At 49.0% G+C, this 22,335-nt stretch carries 19 protein-coding genes and 1 pseudogene; 11 read left to right on the top strand and 9 right to left on the bottom strand.

What is annotated here, in order from left to right; genetic code table 11:
* Positions 1-34: 34 nt before the first annotated feature.
* Entirely contained in the window at positions 35-880 is an 846-nt protein-coding gene (hdfR, locus tag JYB87_RS07485; RefSeq protein ID WP_207356247.1) for an HTH-type transcriptional regulator HdfR, read from the bottom strand.
* A gap of 112 nt (positions 881-992) precedes the next feature.
* Between hdfR and JYB87_RS07480 the strand changes: the two genes are divergently transcribed.
* The gene (locus JYB87_RS07480) at positions 993-1,442 is read left to right on the top strand and encodes a DUF413 domain-containing protein (protein ID WP_207356246.1); all 450 of its coding nucleotides are present in this window, start codon (positions 993-995) and stop codon (positions 1,440-1,442) included.
* A 96-nt stretch (positions 1,443-1,538) separates the two neighbouring features.
* On the opposite strand, the gene JYB87_RS07475 is transcribed toward JYB87_RS07480, so the two are convergent.
* Positions 1,539-3,092: a M28 family metallopeptidase gene (locus JYB87_RS07475; RefSeq protein WP_228730000.1), complete on the bottom strand. Its 1,554-nt coding sequence runs from the start codon at positions 3,090-3,092 to the stop codon at positions 1,539-1,541.
* Between the two features lie 189 nt (positions 3,093-3,281).
* Between JYB87_RS07475 and JYB87_RS07470 the strand changes: the two genes are divergently transcribed.
* The gene (locus JYB87_RS07470; RefSeq protein WP_207356244.1) at positions 3,282-4,307 is read left to right on the top strand and encodes a diguanylate cyclase; all 1,026 of its coding nucleotides are present in this window, start codon (positions 3,282-3,284) and stop codon (positions 4,305-4,307) included.
* Here the strand turns inward: JYB87_RS07470 and JYB87_RS07465 are convergent.
* The 4 genes from JYB87_RS07465 to pdsO form a co-directional block, all read right to left on the bottom strand.
* Positions 4,304-5,497 carry a 1-acyl-sn-glycerol-3-phosphate acyltransferase gene (locus JYB87_RS07465; RefSeq protein WP_207356243.1) on the bottom strand — a complete coding sequence of 398 codons (1,194 nt, stop codon included), beginning with the start codon at positions 5,495-5,497 and terminating at the stop codon, positions 4,304-4,306. The genes JYB87_RS07470 and JYB87_RS07465 overlap by 4 nt on opposite strands.
* A 133-nt stretch (positions 5,498-5,630) precedes the next feature.
* On the bottom strand, positions 5,631-6,227 hold the full coding sequence (locus JYB87_RS07460) for a class GN sortase (RefSeq protein ID WP_207356242.1): 597 nt from the start codon (positions 6,225-6,227) through the stop codon (positions 5,631-5,633).
* Entirely contained in the window at positions 6,224-8,497 is a 2,274-nt protein-coding gene (locus JYB87_RS07455; RefSeq protein WP_207356241.1) for a marine proteobacterial sortase target protein, read from the bottom strand. Before JYB87_RS07455 ends, JYB87_RS07460 begins: the two co-directional genes overlap by 4 nt.
* Positions 8,498-8,532: 35 nt before the next feature.
* Complete coding sequence (gene pdsO, locus JYB87_RS07450; RefSeq protein ID WP_207356240.1) at positions 8,533-9,276, bottom strand: sortase-associated OmpA-like protein PdsO; 744 nt, start codon at positions 9,274-9,276, stop codon at positions 8,533-8,535.
* 216 nt (positions 9,277-9,492) lie between these two features.
* On the opposite strand from pdsO, the gene pdsR reads away from it, so the two are divergent.
* Both pdsR and pdsS read left to right on the top strand, forming a co-directional pair.
* Entirely contained in the window at positions 9,493-10,188 is a 696-nt protein-coding gene (pdsR, locus tag JYB87_RS07445) for a proteobacterial dedicated sortase system response regulator (protein WP_207356239.1), read from the top strand.
* Between the two features lie 8 nt (positions 10,189-10,196).
* Positions 10,197-12,353, top strand: coding sequence for a proteobacterial dedicated sortase system histidine kinase (gene pdsS / locus JYB87_RS07440; protein ID WP_207356629.1), 2,157 nt, complete (start codon positions 10,197-10,199; stop codon positions 12,351-12,353).
* Between the two features lie 98 nt (positions 12,354-12,451).
* Here pdsS and JYB87_RS07435 read toward each other — a convergent pair whose 3' ends face one another.
* Positions 12,452-13,381: a ZIP family metal transporter gene (locus JYB87_RS07435; RefSeq protein ID WP_207356238.1), complete on the bottom strand. Its 930-nt coding sequence runs from the start codon at positions 13,379-13,381 to the stop codon at positions 12,452-12,454.
* A gap of 389 nt (positions 13,382-13,770) precedes the next feature.
* On the opposite strand from JYB87_RS07435, the gene JYB87_RS07430 reads away from it, so the two are divergent.
* Entirely contained in the window at positions 13,771-14,952 is a 1,182-nt protein-coding gene (locus JYB87_RS07430) for a cystathionine beta-lyase (protein WP_207356237.1), read from the top strand.
* A gap of 203 nt (positions 14,953-15,155) precedes the next feature.
* Complete coding sequence (locus tag JYB87_RS07425; protein WP_207356236.1) at positions 15,156-15,425, top strand: YihD family protein; 270 nt, start codon at positions 15,156-15,158, stop codon at positions 15,423-15,425.
* 48 nt (positions 15,426-15,473) lie between these two features.
* On the opposite strand, the pseudogene JYB87_RS18705 reads toward JYB87_RS07425, so the two are convergent.
* Positions 15,474-16,457 (bottom strand): annotated as a pseudogene (locus tag JYB87_RS18705) (integron integrase).
* A 237-nt stretch (positions 16,458-16,694) separates the two neighbouring features.
* Here JYB87_RS18705 and JYB87_RS07410 point away from each other — a divergent pair.
* Positions 16,695-16,943, top strand: a complete 249-nt coding sequence (locus JYB87_RS07410; RefSeq protein WP_207356233.1) for a hypothetical protein — start codon at positions 16,695-16,697, stop codon at positions 16,941-16,943.
* Between the two features lie 670 nt (positions 16,944-17,613).
* Here JYB87_RS07410 and ltrA read toward each other — a convergent pair.
* On the bottom strand, positions 17,614-18,963 hold the full coding sequence (gene ltrA / locus JYB87_RS07405) for a group II intron reverse transcriptase/maturase (RefSeq protein ID WP_207353715.1): 1,350 nt from the start codon (positions 18,961-18,963) through the stop codon (positions 17,614-17,616).
* Positions 18,964-19,589: 626 nt separating this feature from the next.
* Here ltrA and JYB87_RS07400 point away from each other — a divergent pair.
* The 4 genes from JYB87_RS07400 to JYB87_RS07385 all read left to right on the top strand — a co-directional run bounded on the left by JYB87_RS07400 (position 19,590) and on the right by JYB87_RS07385 (position 22,335).
* Positions 19,590-20,066, top strand: a complete 477-nt coding sequence (locus JYB87_RS07400) for a hypothetical protein (RefSeq protein WP_207356232.1) — start codon at positions 19,590-19,592, stop codon at positions 20,064-20,066.
* An 85-nt stretch (positions 20,067-20,151) separates the two neighbouring features.
* The gene (locus tag JYB87_RS07395; protein ID WP_207356231.1) at positions 20,152-20,535 is read left to right on the top strand and encodes a hypothetical protein; all 384 of its coding nucleotides are present in this window, start codon (positions 20,152-20,154) and stop codon (positions 20,533-20,535) included.
* Between the two features lie 563 nt (positions 20,536-21,098).
* On the top strand, positions 21,099-21,512 hold the full coding sequence (locus tag JYB87_RS07390) for a hypothetical protein (RefSeq protein ID WP_207356230.1): 414 nt from the start codon (positions 21,099-21,101) through the stop codon (positions 21,510-21,512).
* Positions 21,513-22,056: 544 nt separating this feature from the next.
* Complete coding sequence (locus JYB87_RS07385) at positions 22,057-22,335, top strand: hypothetical protein (protein ID WP_207356229.1); 279 nt, start codon at positions 22,057-22,059, stop codon at positions 22,333-22,335.

The following is a 22,335-nucleotide window of genomic DNA, read 5'->3' as shown; positions in this document are numbered from 1 at the left end:
TCGAATGGGTGAGAAAACGCGAATCGGCGATGCGCTACGCGCCACGTCGTAAAAAATCGACGGCGCGTTCTATTTCGCTCAAACGCTCGTTATTGGCGAGATACGACACATACACATTGCGGCTGATTGAGGGCGCGTTATCTACCCAGTGCAACGTGCCGCGTTCAACATCGGCCAATACCATGTTACGCGGCAAAAATGCCGCTCCGCCATTGTTGAGCAGAAAATCGAGCGCAATTCGCGCTGAGCCGGTATGCAGAATAGGTAGCGGCAACAAGGCAAAATCTCGCGCATGCTGAATATTAAACGCCGTGCCCCAATCGACCTTAATATATTGGCGTGATTTGATATCTTCGATAGCGGCAGCCGGTTCGCTACTCACCAAGGTCAGCACCACTTCGCCAATTTGCAGCAGTTCAAACTCTTCCAACTTGGGAGGATCGAACGAGATGGCAATATCGAGCGTGCGCTCCATTAACTGCCGCGTCATCACCGATTGCGTTAGCACTTCCGTCCGTAACGAGATGCCAGCCATGCCGCGATGCAGCTTTTGCAGAAACTCTTGCAGGAAGGCATCCCACAAGTTAGGTGCAGCACCAATCGCCAACTGCACCGATTGATGTTGGCTTAGCGACACATCTTGCTTAGCGCGCTCCCAAGCCATCAACACCGCTTCAGCATGGACTAACATGCGTTCGCCTGCGGGCGTAGGTTGAATATTATTGCGCTGCCGCTCAAACAGTTCGACCCCTAAAATGGTCTCTAACTGCTTAACGCGAAACGAAACAGCACTGCGGGTCAGAAACAGATTATCTGCTGCCTTACCGAAATGCCGAGTATGAGAAACTTCTAAAAAGGTCTTGAGTAGATCCGTATCCATAAAAATTATTTCAACGTGCGGGCAAAATTTTTTTGATTTATTTACGCATCATACTAGCCAATACTCTGCTTGCAAATCATCGGTTAAGGTAATTTTTGCAAGGGTCGAGACTATGTTAAGCACAACTTCTACTTCATTAGCTCAAGCAGTTTTGGTGAATGCAGAAACTGCGACTAGTTTTTCATCTGACCGTCGTTTTTATGATGACGTTAATTTTCCACATGGCTTTAAGCGCTCAGGTGACTTTACCAACAAAGAAGCCGAGCTGTTAGAAGCCCACGGTGTTGCCATGCAAGCACTGGCGAAAGGTAGTCGTACCGCCATCAATGAAGAGGAACAACACTTTGTTGATGCCGCCAATGGTCGCGTAGCGGCAGCCACCATGATTGAAAAGCTGTGGCAAAAGTACGTCAAATTAGCGATGGGAAAACCTTTTTATGCGGTTGTTGGCACTACCCTGCTGAAAAGCCGTGCGGTAGCGGAATCAGTTGAATTGGCTGAGGATGATATCGCCTTGGCCGAAGCAGTTGATGAGCCAGATGAAATCGTTGAAGAGGAATAGTGGGCAGGGTAACCAATAATGCCCATTAAAAAGGAGACCTAGCTAATGACAGCAGAGTCTCCTTTTTTGTTGTTAATCAATAAGTAAACTTAGAGATTAACGGCCATCTTGGGCGCGGCGTTTTTTGAAGTCTGATTCTTCCAGCCATTTCGGCCAGTCACGGTTATGTGACAGCTTGTAGATAACATCGCTGATCAAATCGAGATCCTGATGGACGCCTTCGAGCTTCCAACCCGCTTCGTAATCGTCTGCACCCTGATGATATTTATGCGGAATATAATCAGGGTCGGTATCGCCGAGGCTCATAAACAGCAAGCCTGGAACCCCTTCTTTGGCCAAGGCAAAGTGATCAGAGCGGAACATCAATCCATTTTGTGGACGAGGGTCAGGGTTTACATGACGCCCTTGTTTCTTCGCCGCATCGGCCATGTACTTTTCAAGTTCAGAAACGCCATCGCCGTAACGCAAGATGTAATCAACACCCTGCCCCATATTCATGCCATCAATGTTCAGCAAGGACACAATTTGCTTGGTCGGTACAGGGGGATTTTCAGCAAAATATTGCGCACCAATCAGGCCTGTTTCTTCCGCGGTAAAGCTGGCAAACAGCACTGAACGTTCCGGCGCATCTTCACCGGCTAACGCCTTAAAGTTACGCGCCAAATCCAACACGCCAGCGACGCCAGAAGCGTTATCCACCGCGCCGTTGTAAATCACCTCTTTGCCGTCAACCATCTCTTTGCCGAGATGATCCCAGTGCGCTTGCATCACAATCCATTCATCTGGATATTTAGTGCCACGCAGCAGCCCTGCCACGTTGTGTGACTCGGCACGTTCAATGTGGTTTTTCAGGGTTAAGTTGGCAGTCATATGCAGCGGCATCGCTTTAAAGCCTGGCTTTTCAGCAGTGTGCTTGATTTGGTCAAAATCGATACCGGCTTTAGCGAAAACTTTTTGTGCAACATCGTGCTGGATCCAGCCCATGATGCCCACTTTTGACATATTGTCGTTTTTATCCACCAAGGTGTAGCGAGTGCTGGTGCCACCAGCACGAACCACGTTCCAGCCGTAAGCTGCAGGTGCAGTTTCATGTACGATAAACACCGCTTTGGCGCCTTGACGCGCGGCTTCTTCATACTTGTAAGTCCAACGACCATAGTAGGTCATGGCATTACCTTTGAAGACGTTTGGATCTTGTGTGGCAAAGCCTGGGTCGTTCACCAATACGATGACCGTTTTACCTTTGACATCAATACCCGCGTAGTCATTCCAACCATATTCCGGCGCGTTGATGCCATAACCCACAAACACCACTTCGCTGTCTTTCACATCCACTTGCTTAGTGATTTGCTCGGTACGGGCAATAAAATCATCCGCCAGCTTAAAGGTCATATCGCCGATTCTCAGCTGCATGTCTGGATTGGTTGGGGTAATTTTCGCCATTGGCACTTTTTGCAGATAGCTTTTGCCAAACGCAGGTGCCAAACCAATCTCTTTCATCGTTTTTTCGAGATAAGTCACGGTGAGTAATTCACCTTTTGACAGAGGCGCACGACCTTCAAATTGGTCGCTGGCAAGGGTCTTCACATCTTGACGATAGGCTGACTCGTTAAATTGATATGGTGCCGCAGATAACATTGGCGCCAACATTAGGCCCGCAACACCTAATAATGAACAATACTTCACTGACTTTTCCTTCATATTGTTATAAAAAGCAATTCATTGTAACAGCCAAGCATTCGACAGCAATTGCTTCACACGACAGCTAAAATAAAAATTGTAATCTAATGTTCTGCTGTGATGCTGCTAACACAACCAACCTAGAGTTCAGGACTTTTTATGGCGCTTTCTATACTGCAACAGGCCGCTCAATATCTGAAAAAAGCACTGCCGCTGATGCTTAAATACCAAATTCCGACCACGCCAACCAACTATGCGCTATGGTACACCTATGTTAGCGAGCAAAACACCCAGCTCAATGGTCAGTTGGATGCCATCGTCACCCAATACCAAACCTGCCCGCCGTCAGCCGCAGAGCAGCTATTTCGCGAACATATTGGCAGTAAGCAAGAGCTTAATAACCGCGAACTGCGCCAAAGTATGGAAGCAATGGCCACCGAGTTGTCGCAATCGATTCGCGATACCAGCGAAGGAACAACTGAATTTCGCGCACAACTCGACAAAAACTTCGGCAAGTTGAATCAGCTTGAGCAGGAGGCCACCAGCCTCGACCAAATTATGGATATGGTGCGCTTACTAGTGAAAGACTCCGACGAAATTCTCAGTCGCACCGAATTCTTTCAGCAGCAATTAGGCAAAGCGCAACAGGAGATCACCAACCTGCAGCAAAAGTTGGTTGAAGCTGAAAAAGATTCGATGTTTGATGCCCTGACCGGTTGTTATAACCGCCGCGCCTTTGACTTAGATTTTACCGCGTTGATTAATGATATGCCGCAAGGCATCTGTATTGTGATGGTCGACATCGACCACTTTAAGCGTATCAACGACACCTATGGTCATATGTTGGGTGACCAAGTGCTTAAAGCCGTGGCCAATCGTCTGAAAGAGGGTTGCCGCGACGGCATGAAGATCTATCGCTTTGGCGGAGAAGAGTTTGCGATTATTTTGCCAAGCAGCAAGATGCAGTTAGCGCGTCATCAAGCGGAATCACTGCGACGCAGTGTTGAGAAAGTATCAGTGAAAGATCGCCGCAGAAACGCCACCATTGGCAACATTAGTGCCTCGTTTGGCGTGGCCGAGTGGCAACCCAAAGATAGCCTCGAACAGTTGGTTGAACGCGCTGATACACAGCTGTACGAGGCTAAACGCTTAGGTCGAAATCGAGTAATGCCAATTAGCGGTTAAAGCACTAATTCTGGCTCAGCAGCAGATGCTTGTAACGTGTCTTCGGTGCAAGTGTCTACAACCGCTTCATGGCGTTGATTCACAATCGGCTGAGCATACATCTGCAACAACAGCTGTTGCTCTTTGGCATTTAGCCCCTGCATCCGCGCTGCCAACAATTGTGAAGCTTGCTGCTCAGCTGCGGTAGCCGCTTTTACTGTGGCATCCTGCAACTGCTTATAGGCAATCAAGTTGCTTGGTTGCACCAGATACAGCTGCCAAATCTGCTCGTTAATGGCCGCCGCCACCGCTTCGGCAGAGTCATATTCTGCTTGCAACGGTTGGCCAAATGCCAAATGAATATGGCCTTTTTGGCCGGTAAAACCTGCCACAATACTGTCGAGATCTTCGCTATCTTGTTTCGCGTAACAGCCTGATTCCGCAAGGCAATGTAACTCTTTCGCTTTCGCCACATCGCAAGGGTCCCATTCATAGGAGATCGCGACTGGCACGATATTGAGTGATTTCACATAGTCGGCAAACGGCTCGGTTTTAGGTCGATTAAGCCCCAACATAGAGATCACCGCAGGGTTGGTTCGATCATCGCCATTTTTAGCGCGGCCTTCACGTTGTGCAATCCAAATATGCTCGTTATCTGTTGTCAGCGATTGATAGATAAAGGCGGACAACTGCTTCGACGCTTTGAGTTTTTCTCGAGGGCTTTTAGCAGAACGCTTCACCACAAAGCTCTTGTTCACGCGGATCAGGTCTTCGACGTATTTTTCGGTCATCAAGTTATCACCCACCGCAATGCGAATAGTGCGTTGCCCGTTTTCATGCAGCGCATAGTTCACTAATGCTGGGTCAAGCACGATATCACGATGGTTACTGATAAACAGGCAGGCCTTATCTTTCGGTAGATTTTCAATGCCTGAAACGGTCATTTCAGACACAGTGCGCGCTTTCATCTGCTCAAGATATTGCAACACCAACAGTTGCACATCGTGCACCGTATTGAGTTTCGCGGCGCGCTTTTTTAAGCCCCAGCTCACCAATGGATAAGCAAACCAAGGCGCAATACGCGCAAGCTTAGGAAAACGCAGATGCGCCATGGCGCGAATAAAGTCGGGTGTGGCTAAAACACGCGCTAAAACGTCGTTTACTTCAGTGTCAAAATAGGGACGAATATCGTCAAAATCGGTGTTATTCATTCTGTCCGTTATAGGTTGCCGCCAGTAGCAGCAACCGATTTATCAGGTGCATAAAAATGGGGGCAATATTACCATTGCTCCCATTTATCGCACAACGCGGACGAGTAAAGCTGTGAAGGCACGGGCGCTTATGTTACGCAGAATGTTGCAACAGTGTCATTTTTAATGCTTCTGCTTGTACCAAAAAGCGCATTTCCGCCCCTGCGGTTAAGCTATTAAATGGGTAGCACGTCAGTAAGGTCAGCATAGGCTCGCCTTGATCTTGCAGCCATTGGGTTTGCGACTGATGCACAATCATGGTGGAGCGAATTCGGTAGTCGTACAGCGCGCCATCCATCGCTTGTAGCTGAATAAGCTGGCCTTTCTTGGCGTACGCCAGAATGGCGAAATGGGTGTCGCGATGCCCGGCAATGACGGTATTTCCGGCCTCGCCCGCTGGCGCGCTGGATAACAGCTGCGCCGGACCAAAGGCTAAATTGCGCCCACTGGCACCTGCAAGTACGTACAAAGGCTCATTATCGCCAATCCATAGCTTAGCGATGGGATGCGTATCCGCCCAAAACCAAGGTTTATGTGGCGCACCATCTTTGAGGGTTTTGTCCCAGGCTTCCTCAATCAAATATTGAGCAAACATCGCCTTGGCTTGCATATAGCCTCCTTTTGCCAATGCGGTAGCCGCTAACATCATCAGTGTTAGCGCTGCCAGCTGTAAAATCCGTGCTTGATTCATATCGAACTCACGCTCTGATTAAGCGCGCCACGTGAGCGCCGACTCAGCCACATCAGCCCCCATGCCAGCAGTGCGAGCACACACCCCATCAGCAGCCATAATCGGCTGTTCGTACCGGTCTGCGGCATCACGCCCATCGGCTTAACCCACCCCGCCGGCATGCGGCTGGCGATATCCGCAGTTAAACTCTGCTCAGCATCGGGATTGACCGGCGTAACATCCACCGCCACCAAGCTGGTGTAAGTACTGACCAAATGATATTTAAGCGCCAACGCGGTCACTTGCTGCTTAATGCGCTCACGGTTGCTGCCGTCTTGACTGAGTTCCAAAGCACCGATTTGTGCCCGTGCCCATAACAGATCTAGGCCGCTATCTTGCTGTCTTGGGGTCAAGCTGAGTTGTTGTTGCCAAAATTGGCCATCCACATTGCCCGAAATCGTCAGCGCTTGATGGCGTCCTGCCGCTTGTTTGAGACTCACCACCACAGGCTCACCCAGATATAAATCGGGGATTCGCGCTGGCCAGTAATCAGGCACAGTGCCATCTTCATTGTGGATCTGCACATCAGTCACCACCGGTGCGGCAATCTTATTCAACAATGCCACGGTTTTGCTGGCCACTTCCTGGGTGTTGCCAATATAAGTAAAAGTCCCTCGCCCAACGGCGGCTGCACGTTTCATAAAGTAAGCGTTAGGCGCACTGCCAATGCCAACGGTGAATAAGCGGCTGTCGCCAAGCCGGGCAGCGATAAAATCAAACAACTCCTGCTCATTGCCCACGGCGCCGTCGGTCATAAAAATCACCTGCCGCAGTACATCTGACTGATTCTCTTGCACAGCTGGTAACGCGAGCTCCAGCGCTGCCGCGATATTAGTGCCGCCATCGGCGTCTAAATTCAGCACAAACTGTTGCGCACGACCGATATTGGCGGCGGTGGCAGGCAAGCTTTGGCGTGAGAGTGCCGACACATCACTACTAAACGCCAGTACGTTGAAGGTATCTTGCGGCTGCAAACTGGTGAGTGCGAATCGCACCGCGTCTTTCGCTTGCTGCATCGACGCACCACTCATCGAACCTGATTTATCCACCACCAGCACCAACTCACGGCGCACTTCATGGCGCGGTTTCGCTTGCGGCGGCATCAACATCAGTAGGCTGTAGTCTTGCTGTGCGGTTGAAGGCGCTGAAACTGTTGTCGAGGGCTCGCTCGCCATTGCCGCAAACGGATTTTGGCTTGCATGTGTTTGCCCCTGCTGACTAAACAACACCGCTTGCGGAGCGGCGCCATTTGCCGGTTGCCAATCAAAGATAAAATCCCTGTCGGCCACCGCAGGGGTTTCCAATCGCAGTTGCTCGCGGGTGCCGTTTGAGCTAAATAAGGTCATTTGGTGGCTCGATGAACCGGCGCTGGCCAACGCCATACCGGCATCGAGACTCACATTAATACTCACGCTCGCGGCCTCTGTGCTGTCCTCGCTATTGGAAGCTGAGGCAGGTACCAGCATCGGGCTGGAGATCTCAGCTAATGCCGCTTGCCCTTGTGCAGTGTCAGCGTTTGGCAGATAACGCGGGGTGTAGGTCATCGGGAAGCGCACCGATAACGCCCCGTCGCGATAATCCACCTGCTGCTGATAGCTAAAAGTCACTTCAATGGTTTCGCCCGGCGCAAGATTTGCCACTTCTGAGGTAAACAGATTTGGCCGCTGCTGACTTAGCAGCGATGCCTGTTTACCCGCTTGTTTGGCTTGTTCATAGATCTCTCTTGCTTGCTGTTTTGGATGGATTTGCCCTTCAATTAGTCGCTCACCGATTTTCATTCGCAACGAATCTACTGCAGCGTTTTCAGGTAACGGGAACAGATAACGGCCATGCAACCAATCTTGACTGACATTGGTATAACGCTGAGTCACACTGACCCGATTAGTCCAACCTGTGATGTTCATAGCCACTTGCGTGGTAAGTTTTGGCGCAGTGACTTCGCCATTGACGCTGAACAGTTGCAGCGTGCCACTGCCCGGCCAATCCGGGTTTGGTTGCAGCGTGAATGACGCCTGCGCCAGTGCACTGACCGAGTTCATCAAATTCAGCAGTGTTAGCGCTAACAGCAGCAATCCGGCACTGAGCACACTGTTGATGAACCACGCTTGATCTTGCCACTCAGTAGCCACACCCTCCTCTTTTTTGCGCCAAATCGGCTGAAATAAGCGTTTCGTTTGGCCGACCTCCGCCAGCGCGTGGTCGCGCTGGCCGTGGGTGTGTTCCGTATGCATTGGGTTATCCATAGCTAAGCATCTCCACGCTGGCATTAGTTGCTGTTAGCGGCCATGGCAGCATCAGGGCTTTGCAAACGTAACGACACGCGACGATCAAAGAAGTTGGACTCAACAGACTGCTCAGCCATCAACGGGGCGGTATCACCAAATGCTTGGGTATTTAACCGGTCACTCGCAATACCACGCTGTACCAGATAGGCTTTCACTGCGGCGACACGCGCTTCAGATAACGCCAAGTTTTTATCGGAATCGCCACGGCGATCGGCATAACCGGCCAAATCTAAGCTCAACTCAGGCGCCATAGTCATGGCAAAGGCAATGTCGTCTAACTGCTTGGCAAAATGCGGTTCAATCTCATAAGTGCCAGTGCGAAATTGCACATCCATGCCTATGGTCAGCTCTTCCAATTTGGCGGCGCGCGCCGTTTGAATCGATTTCAGTTGCCGCTGAGCGTCGGCGTATTGGGCTTGCAGAGTTTCTAATGATTGCTGACGTTGGTTCAGTGCCACAATCTGCGCTTGCTGCTCAGCCACTGTGTCGGCTTGGGTTTGAATGTAGTCGTCATCGGCAACTGACTTGCCCATAAGTGCGCCAGCAAAACCGCCAATGATTGCGCCAACCGGACCACCAACTAGCGCACCGGCAGCCATACCACTGCCTAAACCAATCGCCGTCTGCTTTTCAGCGTGGGGCGCATGTTCTGCTGCCATGGCTGGCACAGTTGCAGTAAAAACCAAAGTTGAAGCGATAACGGTGGCGATGATGTGCTTTTTCATAGTGAGATTCCTTGTTGTTTAATGTTCACGTTCCGCAGTAGCTGCGTTGTTTCGATGGAGTCATTAAACAGGGCTCAAATGGCAACAGCGGGGAGCAAAAGTGGCACTTCGCCGATCAATTGTGGCAACAAAATGGCAATCGCAGTTACGCCCTTTTTTCAGCGCCAAATTGTTGTATAGTCGGCCTTAATTACTGATGAGGGATAAAACGCAGCAATGAAACGTATCGCTATCGTTGAAGATGAAGCGGCCATTCGCGAAAACTACAAAGACGTCCTGCAAAACCAAGGTTACAGCGTGCAAGCCTACGCCAATCGCCAACAAGCGATGCAAGCCTTCACCACGCGTCTGCCTGATTTGGCCATTATCGATATTGGTCTCGAAGATGAAATTGATGGCGGTTTTACCCTGTGCCAAGCATTGCGGGCGATGTCGAATACCCTGCCAATTATCTTTTTAACTGCGCGCGATAGCGACTTTGACACTGTTTGTGGTCTGCGACTTGGCGCCGATGACTACCTCAGCAAAGATGTTAGTTTTCCTCATCTGTTGGCACGCTTAGCCGCGCTGTTTCGCCGCAGCGAATTAGCCGCCAATGCAGAGCAAAGCCATGAGCAATTGATGGAACGCGGACCACTCTCTATTGATGCCAACCGCATGCAAGTGAGCTGGAACCAACATGCCATCGAACTTACCGTCACCGAATTTTGGATGGTTCATGCCATGGCCAAACATCCCGGCCATGTGCGCAGTCGTGGCGACTTGATGCAAGAAGCAAAAATCTACGTTGATGACAGCACCATCACCTCGCATATCAAACGCATTCGTAAGAAATTTATCGCGGTCGATGCCAATTTTGATTGCATCGATACCGTCTATGGCATGGGCTATCGTTGGGATAGTCACGGGTAATCATGGCTATGTATCATCCGCCGATTGGGCTGCGTACCAAAACCCTGGTGCTGTCGCTATTTCTGCTGGGCTTACCTTGGCTTGGCTATAAATATGTGTGGGAGATGGAAAAATACCTGCGCTATGGCCAAGAACAAACCTTAGAAGGCACTACCCAAGCGGTGGCCACCGCCTTACATGAACGGCCAAAACTGTTTGATAAACAAGCCAGCTTTCTGAAGCAGGTTGAAAAAGGCCGCGATCTGTATGCTTACCCGCTCAATGGCCCGATTCAACTCGATGGCAAGCTGTCTGATTGGGATGAATACAGCCACAAAGCGATGGACTATGGCAGCGATAATCGGCTGTTCCTCGCCGAAAATAGCGACTCCAAACTGCATTTTCGCCACATGGTGGGCAAGTATGGCGGTTACCTCTACGGCTTTTTTGAGGTTAGCGATGCCCAGCTGGTTTACCGTGGCCGCAACAGCCTCGCCGTCGATCGTAACGACATGCTGGCCATCGCCACCCTCGCGCCTGATGGACTTTTTCGCCGCTACGTGATTGCCAATCTGCAGGATGGCTGGTTAAGCGCGTTTGAGCTCCCCGAAGATCCGAGCCTTGATACCCCTGTCCGCCCGGAAAACCGTATTCAAGGTCAGTGGCGAAAAACTGAAACGGGCTACAACATTGAGCTGCGGATGCCACTAGAAATGGTGGGTTCAAAACTTGGTTTTGCGATTCACGATGTTAATGACGCCAGAAGCCGCAAAGTTGAAGCCATTGTTGGCACCTCCGCCACCGACAGCGCCGACAATCTCGGTACTGTGTTAGTACCTTCGCCTGAAATTGAAAGCATTATCAAAGGGATGGGACACAACAGTTCACGCATCTGGGTGGTGGATATTCATGGCCGAGTATTAGCAAAATCGGGCAATTTGCACGACGGTGGTGGCGTGTGGGCTGAAGCCGAAAACGAACCGCAAACCTTTTGGACCGAGTTTCAACAAAAATACCTCAACCCAATTTACTACAAGATATTGACCCGTCCGCCGGATGATTTTGTCGATACTTTAAAAGACTCCACCGAGTTACAAGGTAGCCATATTCAACAGGCACTCGCGGGCGAATTGGCCTCCACTTGGCGATTAACTCAAGATAAAAAAGCGGTAGTATTGGCCGCTGCCAGCCCGATTTGGATTGATGACACCGTCATGGGCGCGGTGATTGCCGAGGAAACCACCCACGGCATTCGCACCCTGAGAAATCGCGCCTTAGAAAAGCTGTTCAACGTCATTTTGATTGTGATGAGTATCGGCACGCTCAGTCTGTTTTTCTTCGCCTCCAGCATCTCCAGTCGAGTACGAAAACTGAGAGATCAGGCGGAGCAATCCATCGACAGCCAAGGCCGCATACGCAACGCCATTGTGCCCTCGCCGGTGCGCGATGAAATTGGCGACTTATCACGTAGCTTTGCCAATGTGGTTGGGCGTCTAAGCCAATACACCCACTATTTGGAAAATATGTCGTCGCGGCTCTCTCATGAACTGCGCACCCCCGTAGCAGTGGTTCGTAGCTCGCTGGAACACCTCAGTTTGCAACCCATCGACACCGAGGCAATGAAATATGTTGACCGAGCGCAGGAAGGGGTAAAACGCTTGTCACTGATCCTGTCGAACATGAGTGAAGCCACCCGCTTAGAGGAATCGCTGTCTAATGCCGAGGCAGATCAATTCCCGCTGTCAAAAGTGATTAGCGGCTGCATCGCTGGTTATCAGATGACCTATCCGCGTGAGCAATTTGCTTTTACCGCGCCGAGCGAGCCCATGATGATGTTGGGCGTGCCGGAGTATATTGCCCAGTTGATGGATAAGTTGATCAGCAATGCGATTGAGTTTCACACGCCGGGCAGCATAGTGCAGGTCAAACTGCTGCAACAAGCCAAACATGCCATTTTGACCGTCGAAAACCTTGGCCCATTGCTGCCTGAGAATATGGCAGAAGAGATTTTTGAGTCGATGGTGTCTGTGCGAAGCCAAGCGGCACAGCAAAAGCCGCATCTTGGTTTAGGGTTGTATATTGTAAGGCTGATTGCCGCATTTCATGGCGGCAGTATTCGCGCCGCCAACCTCGCCGATGGCACAGGCGTAGTGTTTACCGTCACCCTGCCGCTGCAAGGGAGTTAGGCCGCAGTTCAACAGCAAACAGGCGCTTAATAAGCGCCTGTTTTGTCTCTTGCCAGTCGCCATGTTTGAACGCCGCAACAGTAGATAAAGCGATTCGCCTACCCCAGCAAGGTATCAAGCAGCATCATCAATGCAAAGCCCACCATCAAGCCTTGCGTCGCCAACATCTGGTGGCCATTGCGGTGGGTTTCGGGGATCACCTCATGGGAAACCACAAACAACATCGCGCCACCGGCCAAACCAAGTCCAATCGGATAAGCCAACATAAACCCGCCCGCTAAGCCTACGCCCAACAATGCCCCCAATGGCTCTAACAAACCAGTACCCACCGCGACCAACACCGAAAACAGCGGCGAAAACCCAACGGCACGCAAGGTTAATGCGACGGCTAACCCTTCGGGAATATCTTGCAAAGCAATGGCAGTACTCAACGGCAAACCAATAGAGACATCCCCCTGCGCAAAGCCAACCCCTACCGCCATGCCTTCAGGCAGATTGTGCAGCGCGATAGCAAACACAAATAACCACGCCCGGCCGCAGCGCTCATTGCCGGGGCCACACGGGCCAGTTTGCATGTGTTCGTGAGGCGTAAAATGATCTAAGCCCATCATCAGCGCCACACCAATCGCCATGCCAAAAATCACCAGCGCGCCACCCAGCACTTTGCTGTGAGTGATGTCGGTGCCCGCTTCAATGCCCGGCAATAACAGCGAGAACGCACTGGCTGCCAACATCATGCCGGCAGCAAATCCGAGCATTGAATCTTCCAGCTTTTGCGGTATCGATTTCAGCAGCAACGCAGGAATAGCGCCGACACTGGTGCCGATAAAACAAGCCAAACCACCTAACAGCGCATATTGCACGTATTGCTGTTGTGCTGGCGACTCCAGCAATATCACACTCTGCAACAGCATGATGCCGATGAACAACAATGACGCGAGTAAACCGCTGGCCATCAACGGATGCGCACGCGCATGGCCGCGTAACACTGACCACCATGGATTATTTTGGCTGACATCAAGTTGCATAGCATTCCTCATCTAAACCCGTGCCACAGTTGGCGCTGCGGGGTAATGTTTGATTTTTTCTTGATACCGGACGCCGAAGTTGCGGCACGTTTTAGTCGTTACAGCACTTACCGAACCGGCGCATTAACATCACTCTAGCGCTCCCACAAATCAGTGTCATATGGATTCAATCGATTAACGCAAACGGTCGGTGCATTTACGCCACAGCTTCTCCTTGCTGAAAGCAAACAGCACTAACCAAGTTGAACATTTTTCATTAATGAATTTTGCCATTATTGGCCGACAAACCGCCAAATAAGGTGTTAAGATGCCAATCCTTAAATGATTTCGTCATGTTTTGCCCCTATTGCTGACAAAACATCATTAGCACTACGCAGTTAGAGTCCTACATGAAAAAAGCCACAAAGATCGTCTCACTCGGACGCGATAAAAAATGGAGTAAAGGTGTTGTTAATCCGCCGGTAGTACGCGCATCTACGGTGATTTTTGACAGTCTTGAACATATGAGTAAAGCCGCAGCAGGCAGAGGCAAAGGCGAACTCTTTTACGGTCGCCGTGGCACCGATACCCATTTTGCTTTGCAAGCTGCCGTTGCCGAATTAGAAGGCGGTGCGGGTACTGCGCTCTATCCATCCGGTGCTGCCGCCATCAGCGGTACGCTATTGTCGTTTTTGAAAAGCGGCGATCATCTGTTGATGGTCGATAGCGTGTACGAACCGACCCGCGATCTCTGCGACAAAGTTCTCAAAGGCTTTGGCATCGAAACCAGCTATTACGACCCCATGATTGGCGCCGATATTGTCGGGCTAATTCAGCCCAACACCAAAGTACTGTTCCTTGAGTCGCCCGGCTCAATCACCATGGAAGTGCAAGATGTGCCCACCTTGTGCCGCATTGCCCACGAACATGGGCTGATCACTATGCTGGATAATACTTGGTCGTCACCGATTAACTGCCGTCCGTTTGAATTGGGAGTCGATATCTCCATTCAAGCAGCGACCAAATATATTGTGGGTCACTCAGATGTGATGATGGGAACGTCCACTGCCTCGGCGCAATATTGGGATCAACTCCGTGAAAACAGTTACCTACTGGGCCAATGCGTGTCAGCCGACGATGCCTACTTAGCGCTGCGTGGTTTGCGTACCCTCGGCGTACGGATGGCGCAACAAGAGAAAAACGCGCTCGAAATCGCCCATTGGCTAGATGCGCGTGATGATGTTGACCATATTCGTCACCCGGCTTTTCCTTCTTGCCCTGGCCACGAATTTTTTAAACGTGACTATCAAGGCAGTAACGGTCTGTTCTCGTTTGTGCTCAAACAAGGCGGCAACAAAAAGGCAATGCAAGCCTTTGTTGAAGGCATGGAACACTTCAAAATGGGCTTCTCATGGGGTGGCTACGAAAGCTTGATTTTGGCCGAATTTGGCATTGAAAACATTCGCACCGCCACACAATGGGATAGCAGCAAACCTATGTTCCGCGTTCATATCGGCCTAGAAGACATCGAAGATCTGATAGCTGATTTAGATGCCGCCTTCGTCCGTTACCATGCGGCATTGGCTAACTAACATTTTGCCCTTTAGCCGTTAAAGCTGTCGTGCGTAATGGGTCAAATTCGCCCATTACGCACTTGCCACGCAATTAAGCTCAGCCCAACCTTTCATCGTCACACCGGCAAATCTGCGATAACCGCACACAAACCCCATAAAACCCATTGCAGCAATTTGTGGTACTGATACTCTCAAATCTAACCGTGACAAGGAGACGCACCATGAACTGCCATCGTATTAATGAATTACTCGACATGCTCAACCCCGCTTGGCAAAAGGAACCAAATCTCAATCTGGTGCAGTTTCTGCAAAAATTAGCCGACGAAGCAGGTTTTAAAGGTGAATTGAGTGAGCTATCCGATGATGTGCTGATCTACCAGCTCAAAATGCGTGATATCGAAACCAGCCAACCGATCCCCGGGATTCAAAAAGACTATGTGGCAGATTTTAAGACAGAGATTCTGCGCGCGCGCGGCATGCTGGATGAGTAATGCCAATAGATAGCGGTACGCGCTATGTAATGCCTGCTACCTTGGCTGTTATTGTGTTGACGCTTGTGGCATCAACCGGTCAAGTGGGCTTTGAACCCCTTGGGCACCGCGATTGATCACGTGGGTATAGATTTGTGTTGTTCTTACATCGCTGTGGCCTAATTGCTCCTGCACTGTACGAATGTCAGCCCCACTTTCTAACAAATGGGTCGCAAATGAATGTCGTAATGTATGCGGCGTGACATGCTTTTCTATGCCAACCGCTTTTGCCGTCAACCTTACCACACGTTGGATCTGCTTTTCTTGAATATGATGTCGGCGTATCACCCCTGCATCTGGGTCAGTACTCAACACCGCCGAAGGGAACAGATACTGCCAAGTCAGCGTTCGACTCTGCTGTTGATACTTTTGTTGTAACCTATCGGGCATCCAAACACCACACCACTCAGGGTTTTGTTGATCCTCAGCCAAGTAGTCACGCACTTTTTGGATCTGTGTCTGCAATAATGGCATCACATTCTTTGGCATCGTCACCGTTCGGTGTTTGCCCCCTTTGCCATTTCACACCCGGATACAACAATAATCGAGATCAATATCTTTTACTCGTAGTCGCAGCGCTTCCATCAAACGCAAACCGCTTCCATACAATAGAGATACGCACAATAAATGCTGTTTAGGTACGCGATTCAACAAGGTAGCCACTTCATTACTGGTGAGTACCACCGGTAATTTCGACTGATGATAACTTTTAACAAAATTTAGCTCGAGTGACAGCGGCCGCAATAAAAAATCGCGATACAAATAGACCAAGGCATTCATCGCTGTAGCCTGTGATTTCACGGCCATCTGCCGATGATTTGCTAAATAGGAAAGAAACTGTTCCACCTCAGCATTATGCAGATGTTGTGGATGCTGCCGACCATGGAAACGAATGTAATTTGCCACCCAATATTGATAGGTTTGAATCGTACGTTTGGCGTAACGCCGCACACGCATATGCTCTGCAAAAGCTTGTAAAAATGGTGAAGCCATAAGCACCTCGAATACTGTTGTTTTATACAGTATAGATGCAGTGTCGCTTTTTGCTCATCTTTCGATAAAAATGTCGTTTTTCACGCAATGACCACTTACACGTAAACCTCAAATTTTGATTGCTATCAGTAAGATAAAACCATAAAGTGATGAACAATTAACCATAAAAAACGACATGATGCCGTGTGAAATTACGACATCATGTCGTCTAATATAATGTTAAAAAGGAAAGAAATAGTGCTAAAAGCTGGCGACAGAGTAAAACTGATAACATTTAATGGTGAAGCATCGCCGCCGGAAGACTGCGAGCCCGAAGAAAACTATTGGCTCTTAGTTGGCGAGCATGCAACAGTCATAGAACCTGAAACTATTTATGGGCGTGCGCTAATAGAGTTTGAAGTTTTAGTGACATCGAAAGGCCTCTATTGCCACAATGAAATCCCCAACACGCTATTAATACTTGAATCTGACTTATTGCGTGTTTAATCGGTCAATTTTTTATTTTTTTGCGGGAGGCTTAGCAGTTAAAATGGTTAGTTTTTTACCACTCAGCATCTCACAGAAAAAGCAGTTTTTAACAAGGCGTTGCAGCACCGTTACGGCTTCGCCTCCACTCGACAGTTTGTAAGTAGCGCATTTAGCGAATCGCTGCGCGAATTTTATCGCAAATGCGCTACTTACAAACTGCGGCTGAACTTCACGTTATAAGCCATAGGAAAGATCGGTGTCCAAATCGTTAATAGCCAGACTCGACGTACTCAGCGTTTTTATCGCGTGGTCTCTTTTGATCGCATTCTTTCTAGCGCTGGGTTACGGTAAGTTTTTCGCTCCACCGGAGGCTAGTGCGGGTCATTTGGTATACATCTTCGGTGCTTTTCTTGGCGCTTTAGTAGTACATATTGTGTTGGCATTGTTTAATCGTTGCCCTCACTGCAATAAGTGTTTAACCGTTCAAGGGTTTAAACCTCCACATCCAGCATCAAGCGGTGATTGGACAAAAGTGGTTTGGCATTGGTTCTCAGGCTCTATAGTCTGTATTCATTGTGGGCAACGGGTAAATACAAATGGCTTATAATCGGGTAGCCGGAGGTATCTAGCCTCCAGCCCCCACACCACCCTGCATGCGGCTCCGCACAGGGCGGTTCATCTAGAACACCTAACCTGTTATTTGGCTAGGATAATGAACAGAAATCCATCCATCTCTTAGTGAATACAATCCTGCGTTCGTCAGATATTCGTTACTCAGCGCTTGCTGTATGCCTGGCGTTTTCGAGCTACGCCAAGGGCCTTTACTTGTGAGCCCACAAGCAACGGCTGCTTGGATCCTGACACCTCGTTTCAGTAGGTTTTGCACCTTAGTCCGTGGTTTTCGCCACTGACGCCAGAAGCACATACGCACTCGGCGACGGATCCAGTGGTCTAAATCGACGCACCCTTGATAAGCGTTGGCTATGCCAAAGTAATTGATCCAACCTTGCATATATTGCCGCAGTTTAAACAGTTGATAGCTCATACTGACTCCCCAATTGCGGTTCGTCAGTCGTCGTATCTTTTGTTTGAAAACATGCAACGTGTTGGCATGCCATTGGATCTTTCCTCGGTTAAAGGTGAAACCAAGGAATTTGCTTTGGCCTACCTTAACCACTTGGCTTTTATGCTCGTTAACGATCAGTTTTAGCTTCGTACCAAGATAATGAGTAATACTCTTGAGAACACGTTCTCCCGCCCGTTGAGACTTCACCAAGATGATAAAGTCATCAGCGTAGCGGGCGAAGTGATGTCCTCGACTTTCCAGTTCTTTATCCAAACTATCCAGCATGATATTTGATAGTAATGGTGAGAGTGGGCCGCCCTGAGGTACACCTTCGAAGCTTGCTTCAAATTGGTCGTTGACCATGACGCCCGCTCGTAGGTATTTGCCAATAAGCGCCAGCAGACGCTTATCCTGCACCTTACTCCTTAACTGAGTCATCAACAGATCGTGGTTGACGCGGTCAAAGAACTTGGACAGATCAACATCAACGGCAAATTTGCGTTTCTGTTTGATGATATCCCTGACTTGTAGTACCGCCTGTTGGGCGTTTCTGTTCGGCCTAAAGCCGAAGCTATTCACTGAAAAGTGAGGGTCAAACAACGGCGTGAGTATTTGAGCGATTGCTTGTTGTATCACACGATCAATCACGGTAGGGATCCCCAATTTGCGTTTACCGCCATCGGATTTATCGATCTCTACACGCCTGACCGCTGAGGGTTGATATTCTCCTCGCTCAAGCTGAGATTTACACTGTTGCCAGCCGCCTTGTTGCATCCAGCGCGGGAAGGATTCGATGGTCATGCCATCAATGCCCGCCGCGCCATTATTGGCTTTCACTTGTCGCCAAGCTCGGTGTAGATTCTCAGGTTCGAGTAGTTGCTGAAATAGATTGCTGCTGAAGGCTGGTTGCTGGCTAATACGCTGTTGATAGTAATCGTCTGTCGACGTAGTGGGTATCGACAAGTTTGGCAAGACTCCTCCTTCTTCTAAATGTTCAGGCCTTCACCATATCCCATCCATTACGATAGGCGTTGGGCTACTATGCCGTCTGCTGACTTCTGCTTAATCACATGCCGAGTTGCCCCGTCATGCGCTATCGGTTTTCATCTAATTCGCTCTTTCCAGTCGATGAAATTGAAAAGCCAAGACACTTGTAGACCAGAGCCTTACTGGTTAATGACCGATCGCATGCTAAGCAGATCTCCCCAGATAAGGACATGAACTTTCTTTGCACTGCTGCATCATTTACGGTGGCCGTTAGATCACGTGGTTTCGTCGTCTTGTGCCAACTCACCTTCAGCCTACGCCTCATATGATGTTCTTGTTCATCAGCTCGCAAATTTGCTAGCGGCTTCCTTCAGACCGCCCCTCACGGGTAAGCCCTTGCCATTCGCTAGTAGTTAACGTTTAATAACAGCATGTTATCGAACGGTGACCTTCCTACAGAGGACTTTCACCTCATTAGTTCATGCCCATGCTGGGCGTACACAAGTTGCTTAATTTCGTTCCGGCCACAAACAGCGTGGCCTCCACTGGACTGCCTACGCTTCGCTGCGGCAGCCAATTAGCAAAGCGTTAGGGGCATAAGGATGCGCACGTTGAAGTTACATTTAAGTATCCTTGTTTTTTTAGTTGGCTTAGTTAGTTGTAAAACTAATCCAGTTAATGACTTAGAAGGCTCACTGCTGAAGCGATGCGAGCTAGAGGGCGAATTTGCGTACCTACATGCACTGAAAAAGCGATCGAAAAAACCCCAAAATGATGAACCAGTTTCGGCGAAACAAGATATCTTGGTCGTAGCGAACACTACAGATGACCGATATGATTCTTTAAATCAAGATACTAAAGTAAAAGTACTAAAAATTATTGATGAAACTGATGTGCCCATGAATTTCTTAACCAGGGCAGTTATATATCGAGTTTACTTTGAAACAGCGTGTGAGGCTGAAGCTAAAGGCCAGCCGATAAGACCATTCAACGAGATAAACCAAAGTGATTTTTTTTCATGCTGGGATGATGGAAATGTTTCTGAAAGTCTCACAAAGTGTATGCATAAATATGTTGCAAGCCCCTAACAAGCGTAGTCACAAACGGCCACTGCGTGGCCTGGACCTCAACCGCTGCGAGGGTTTCGGCCTGTGCTGCGAGCGTTAAATTCGTATGAGCATCAATCAAGTAGCAATAATCGTTCACGAAGATGAGCAAGTGATAAGAGAGCTTGCTCAAAAAATGCATATTTGGGTTGCTGCAACTGATAAAAACAAAGTAGTTGTTGAAGCCCTTTGGCAGCTTGATACCCCAGAGGAACTAACTATATCTCACTACGTCGTATCGCCAGATTCGTCTGAAGAAGAAATGGTATTGTTAGCAAAAGACTTGGTCGAAAATCATCATTCCTCTGTATTTGGTGCGGCACCATGGCTAGAGGTTCAAGTTCACGGCTGCAACCTTACTAAAAAACTAGCATCCGAATTTCAAGAGTACGGTAACACATTACTAACAAAGCAAGGTTACGGGTTCAATGTCACGAGACCTAGCGAGTAAAAATTTAACAAGGCCAGGCACAATCGCCCCTTCGGGGCTGGACCTCCGCACTGCGTGCTCCGGCCTGTGCTGACGGCGTTATGTGCTACGAAGTAGGTTGTAACCATAATGGATTTCTTCAAAACAAAGTTTTTTCAATGGCAAATTGCTATGTTCAAGTTCGCTTTTGTTTTAGCTATTCTATTATCGGCTTGTTTCTTTGTCTTGGGTAACACTCTCGCAGTTAATTTTATAAATGAAGCCCCGAGTCTTATAACTTCTTTGCTTTATGGATTGCGAACGTTTTTAGCGTTGTTCCTAGCTTTTTCAATAGTAAATATCTTTGGAACAACGTTTAGGTTTTTAGGCAAAGTAATAAGAAATAACAGTGGATGAAATATGTACGCACATAACAAGCCGCTGTAGTCTGTCGCAAGCTCCCTGGGACAATAACACGTGGGCTCAGTCGCTTCGCTCCAATTTTAGCCCACGTATTATTGCCCCTAAGCGGGGTGTTAGGCTTCGTTGAAATGCAGTGGTTAGACCCAACGCACAGCGTTGCCGCTTAACTTGAGGAATTGGTGATGAGGACTCTGAACTTCGTCGGGGCGATTGTTGGCTTGCTACTGTCCGTGTCAGTTGCAGCACACGCTTCGACTGTTGATGAAACAACTGGATTTCTTCTGAAGAGCGCAGCTGCAGACTTTGTCAAACAACGCGCGAAGCCCACCGGCTTTCGAAACATTCGCCTTGGATACCTTAGGGACAATGAGGGAGAGCCGGTCTACCTTCTGTGCGGTGAGTTCTCTTCTGTCGAGACTCCAGGAAATCCGGACTGGACACAGTTCGCGACGCTCAAGACGGAAAGATATGAACAGTGGATCGGAGGAAGCGCGGAGGCTCTTTGCGCCAAAGGACAGTTTTCGCCAACTCAGCCCGCTGACTTGGTCAAGAGGCTCCACAAGGAGATTGGTGAAACTGCGGAGCGTCAGAAATGACTCAATTTCACGTGTTCGCGCCGCCTAACTATGCGTTCAAGCCGACCGCGGTACCCGCGCGCGGCTTCGACCCAGCACCGTCGTGCCCCGGCGGCTTAACGCGGCGTTAGTGTTCTTTATGGAGAGTAGAGTGCCAATAATTTTTATCATTTTTCTTGCTCTTATAATAATGTTGGGCGCAACGTTCTTGGGACTGTTTTCTTGTGGTGGTTATATTTGGCACAGTCAGTTAATTTATTCATTAATCATTGTGCTAGTGGCTTTGTGTATGTTTAAGCCAATTCAAGTGTTCAAAGGTAAGTGGCAGAGAAGCCTTATTCCTGTTGTTTCTTTGATTTTGTTCCTTTCGGTAAGGGCATCGGCATCAACGTTTTATCCAACGGCACCAGATTCAATCGCGTCTTTTCTCCAATCTTTTTGGGTGGGTCTTTTTTATGGTTCGTGCTAAAACACTAACAAGGCCATTAAAAATCGCGCTTTCAGCGCTGGACTCGCAACTAGTTGCTCGCCTTTTATAGCGACGTTAAGTTTCTCGGAGCATCAATTGCCAATCAACATTTACAATAGCGACACTTCCGAGAGAGTTGATTGGATCTGTGATGAAGATTGGCAATTACCGTCCCAAATCGAAGAGCTTAGCGTTTGGCTAAAGAGAAATTGTGATCAATTAAAACCTGCGAATTATGTCGCAGATATTGGATTCGATATTCGTCCTGATGCTTGTGGTGGTGGCGCGGTACTTAGTGTCGAATCAATGCGCATCATGTCGTATTTAGGTATGGAGCTATTTCTGTCTGAATATCCCGACGGAAATGGTGAATAA

The organism is Shewanella avicenniae, from assembly GCF_017354945.1.
Lineage (GTDB): Bacteria > Pseudomonadota > Gammaproteobacteria > Enterobacterales > Shewanellaceae > Shewanella > Shewanella avicenniae.
This window is presented reverse-complemented; position numbering and strand designations above follow the sequence as displayed.

Excerpts from the sequence above, each read along its gene's own strand:
- hdfR (WP_207356247.1), bottom strand. The coding sequence starts at position 880 with ATGGATACGGATCTACTCAAGACCTTTTTAGAAGTTTCTCATACTCGG.
- JYB87_RS07480 (WP_207356246.1), top strand. The coding sequence starts at position 993 with ATGTTAAGCACAACTTCTACTTCATTAGCTCAAGCAGTTTTGGTGAAT.
- JYB87_RS07475 (WP_228730000.1), bottom strand. The coding sequence starts at position 3,092 with ATGTTGGCGCCAATGTTATCTGCGGCACCATATCAATTTAACGAGTCA.
- JYB87_RS07470 (WP_207356244.1), top strand. The coding sequence starts at position 3,282 with ATGGCGCTTTCTATACTGCAACAGGCCGCTCAATATCTGAAAAAAGCA.
- JYB87_RS07465 (WP_207356243.1), bottom strand. The coding sequence starts at position 5,497 with ATGAATAACACCGATTTTGACGATATTCGTCCCTATTTTGACACTGAA.
- JYB87_RS07460 (WP_207356242.1), bottom strand. The coding sequence starts at position 6,227 with ATGAATCAAGCACGGATTTTACAGCTGGCAGCGCTAACACTGATGATG.
- JYB87_RS07455 (WP_207356241.1), bottom strand. The coding sequence starts at position 8,497 with ATGCATACGGAACACACCCACGGCCAGCGCGACCACGCGCTGGCGGAG.
- pdsO (WP_207356240.1), bottom strand. The coding sequence starts at position 9,276 with ATGAAAAAGCACATCATCGCCACCGTTATCGCTTCAACTTTGGTTTTT.
- pdsR (WP_207356239.1), top strand. The coding sequence starts at position 9,493 with ATGAAACGTATCGCTATCGTTGAAGATGAAGCGGCCATTCGCGAAAAC.
- pdsS (WP_207356629.1), top strand. The coding sequence starts at position 10,197 with ATGTATCATCCGCCGATTGGGCTGCGTACCAAAACCCTGGTGCTGTCG.
- JYB87_RS07435 (WP_207356238.1), bottom strand. The coding sequence starts at position 13,381 with ATGCAACTTGATGTCAGCCAAAATAATCCATGGTGGTCAGTGTTACGC.
- JYB87_RS07430 (WP_207356237.1), top strand. The coding sequence starts at position 13,771 with ATGAAAAAAGCCACAAAGATCGTCTCACTCGGACGCGATAAAAAATGG.
- JYB87_RS07425 (WP_207356236.1), top strand. The coding sequence starts at position 15,156 with ATGAACTGCCATCGTATTAATGAATTACTCGACATGCTCAACCCCGCT.
- JYB87_RS07395 (WP_207356231.1), top strand. The coding sequence starts at position 20,152 with ATGAGCATCAATCAAGTAGCAATAATCGTTCACGAAGATGAGCAAGTG.
- JYB87_RS07390 (WP_207356230.1), top strand. The coding sequence starts at position 21,099 with ATGAGGACTCTGAACTTCGTCGGGGCGATTGTTGGCTTGCTACTGTCC.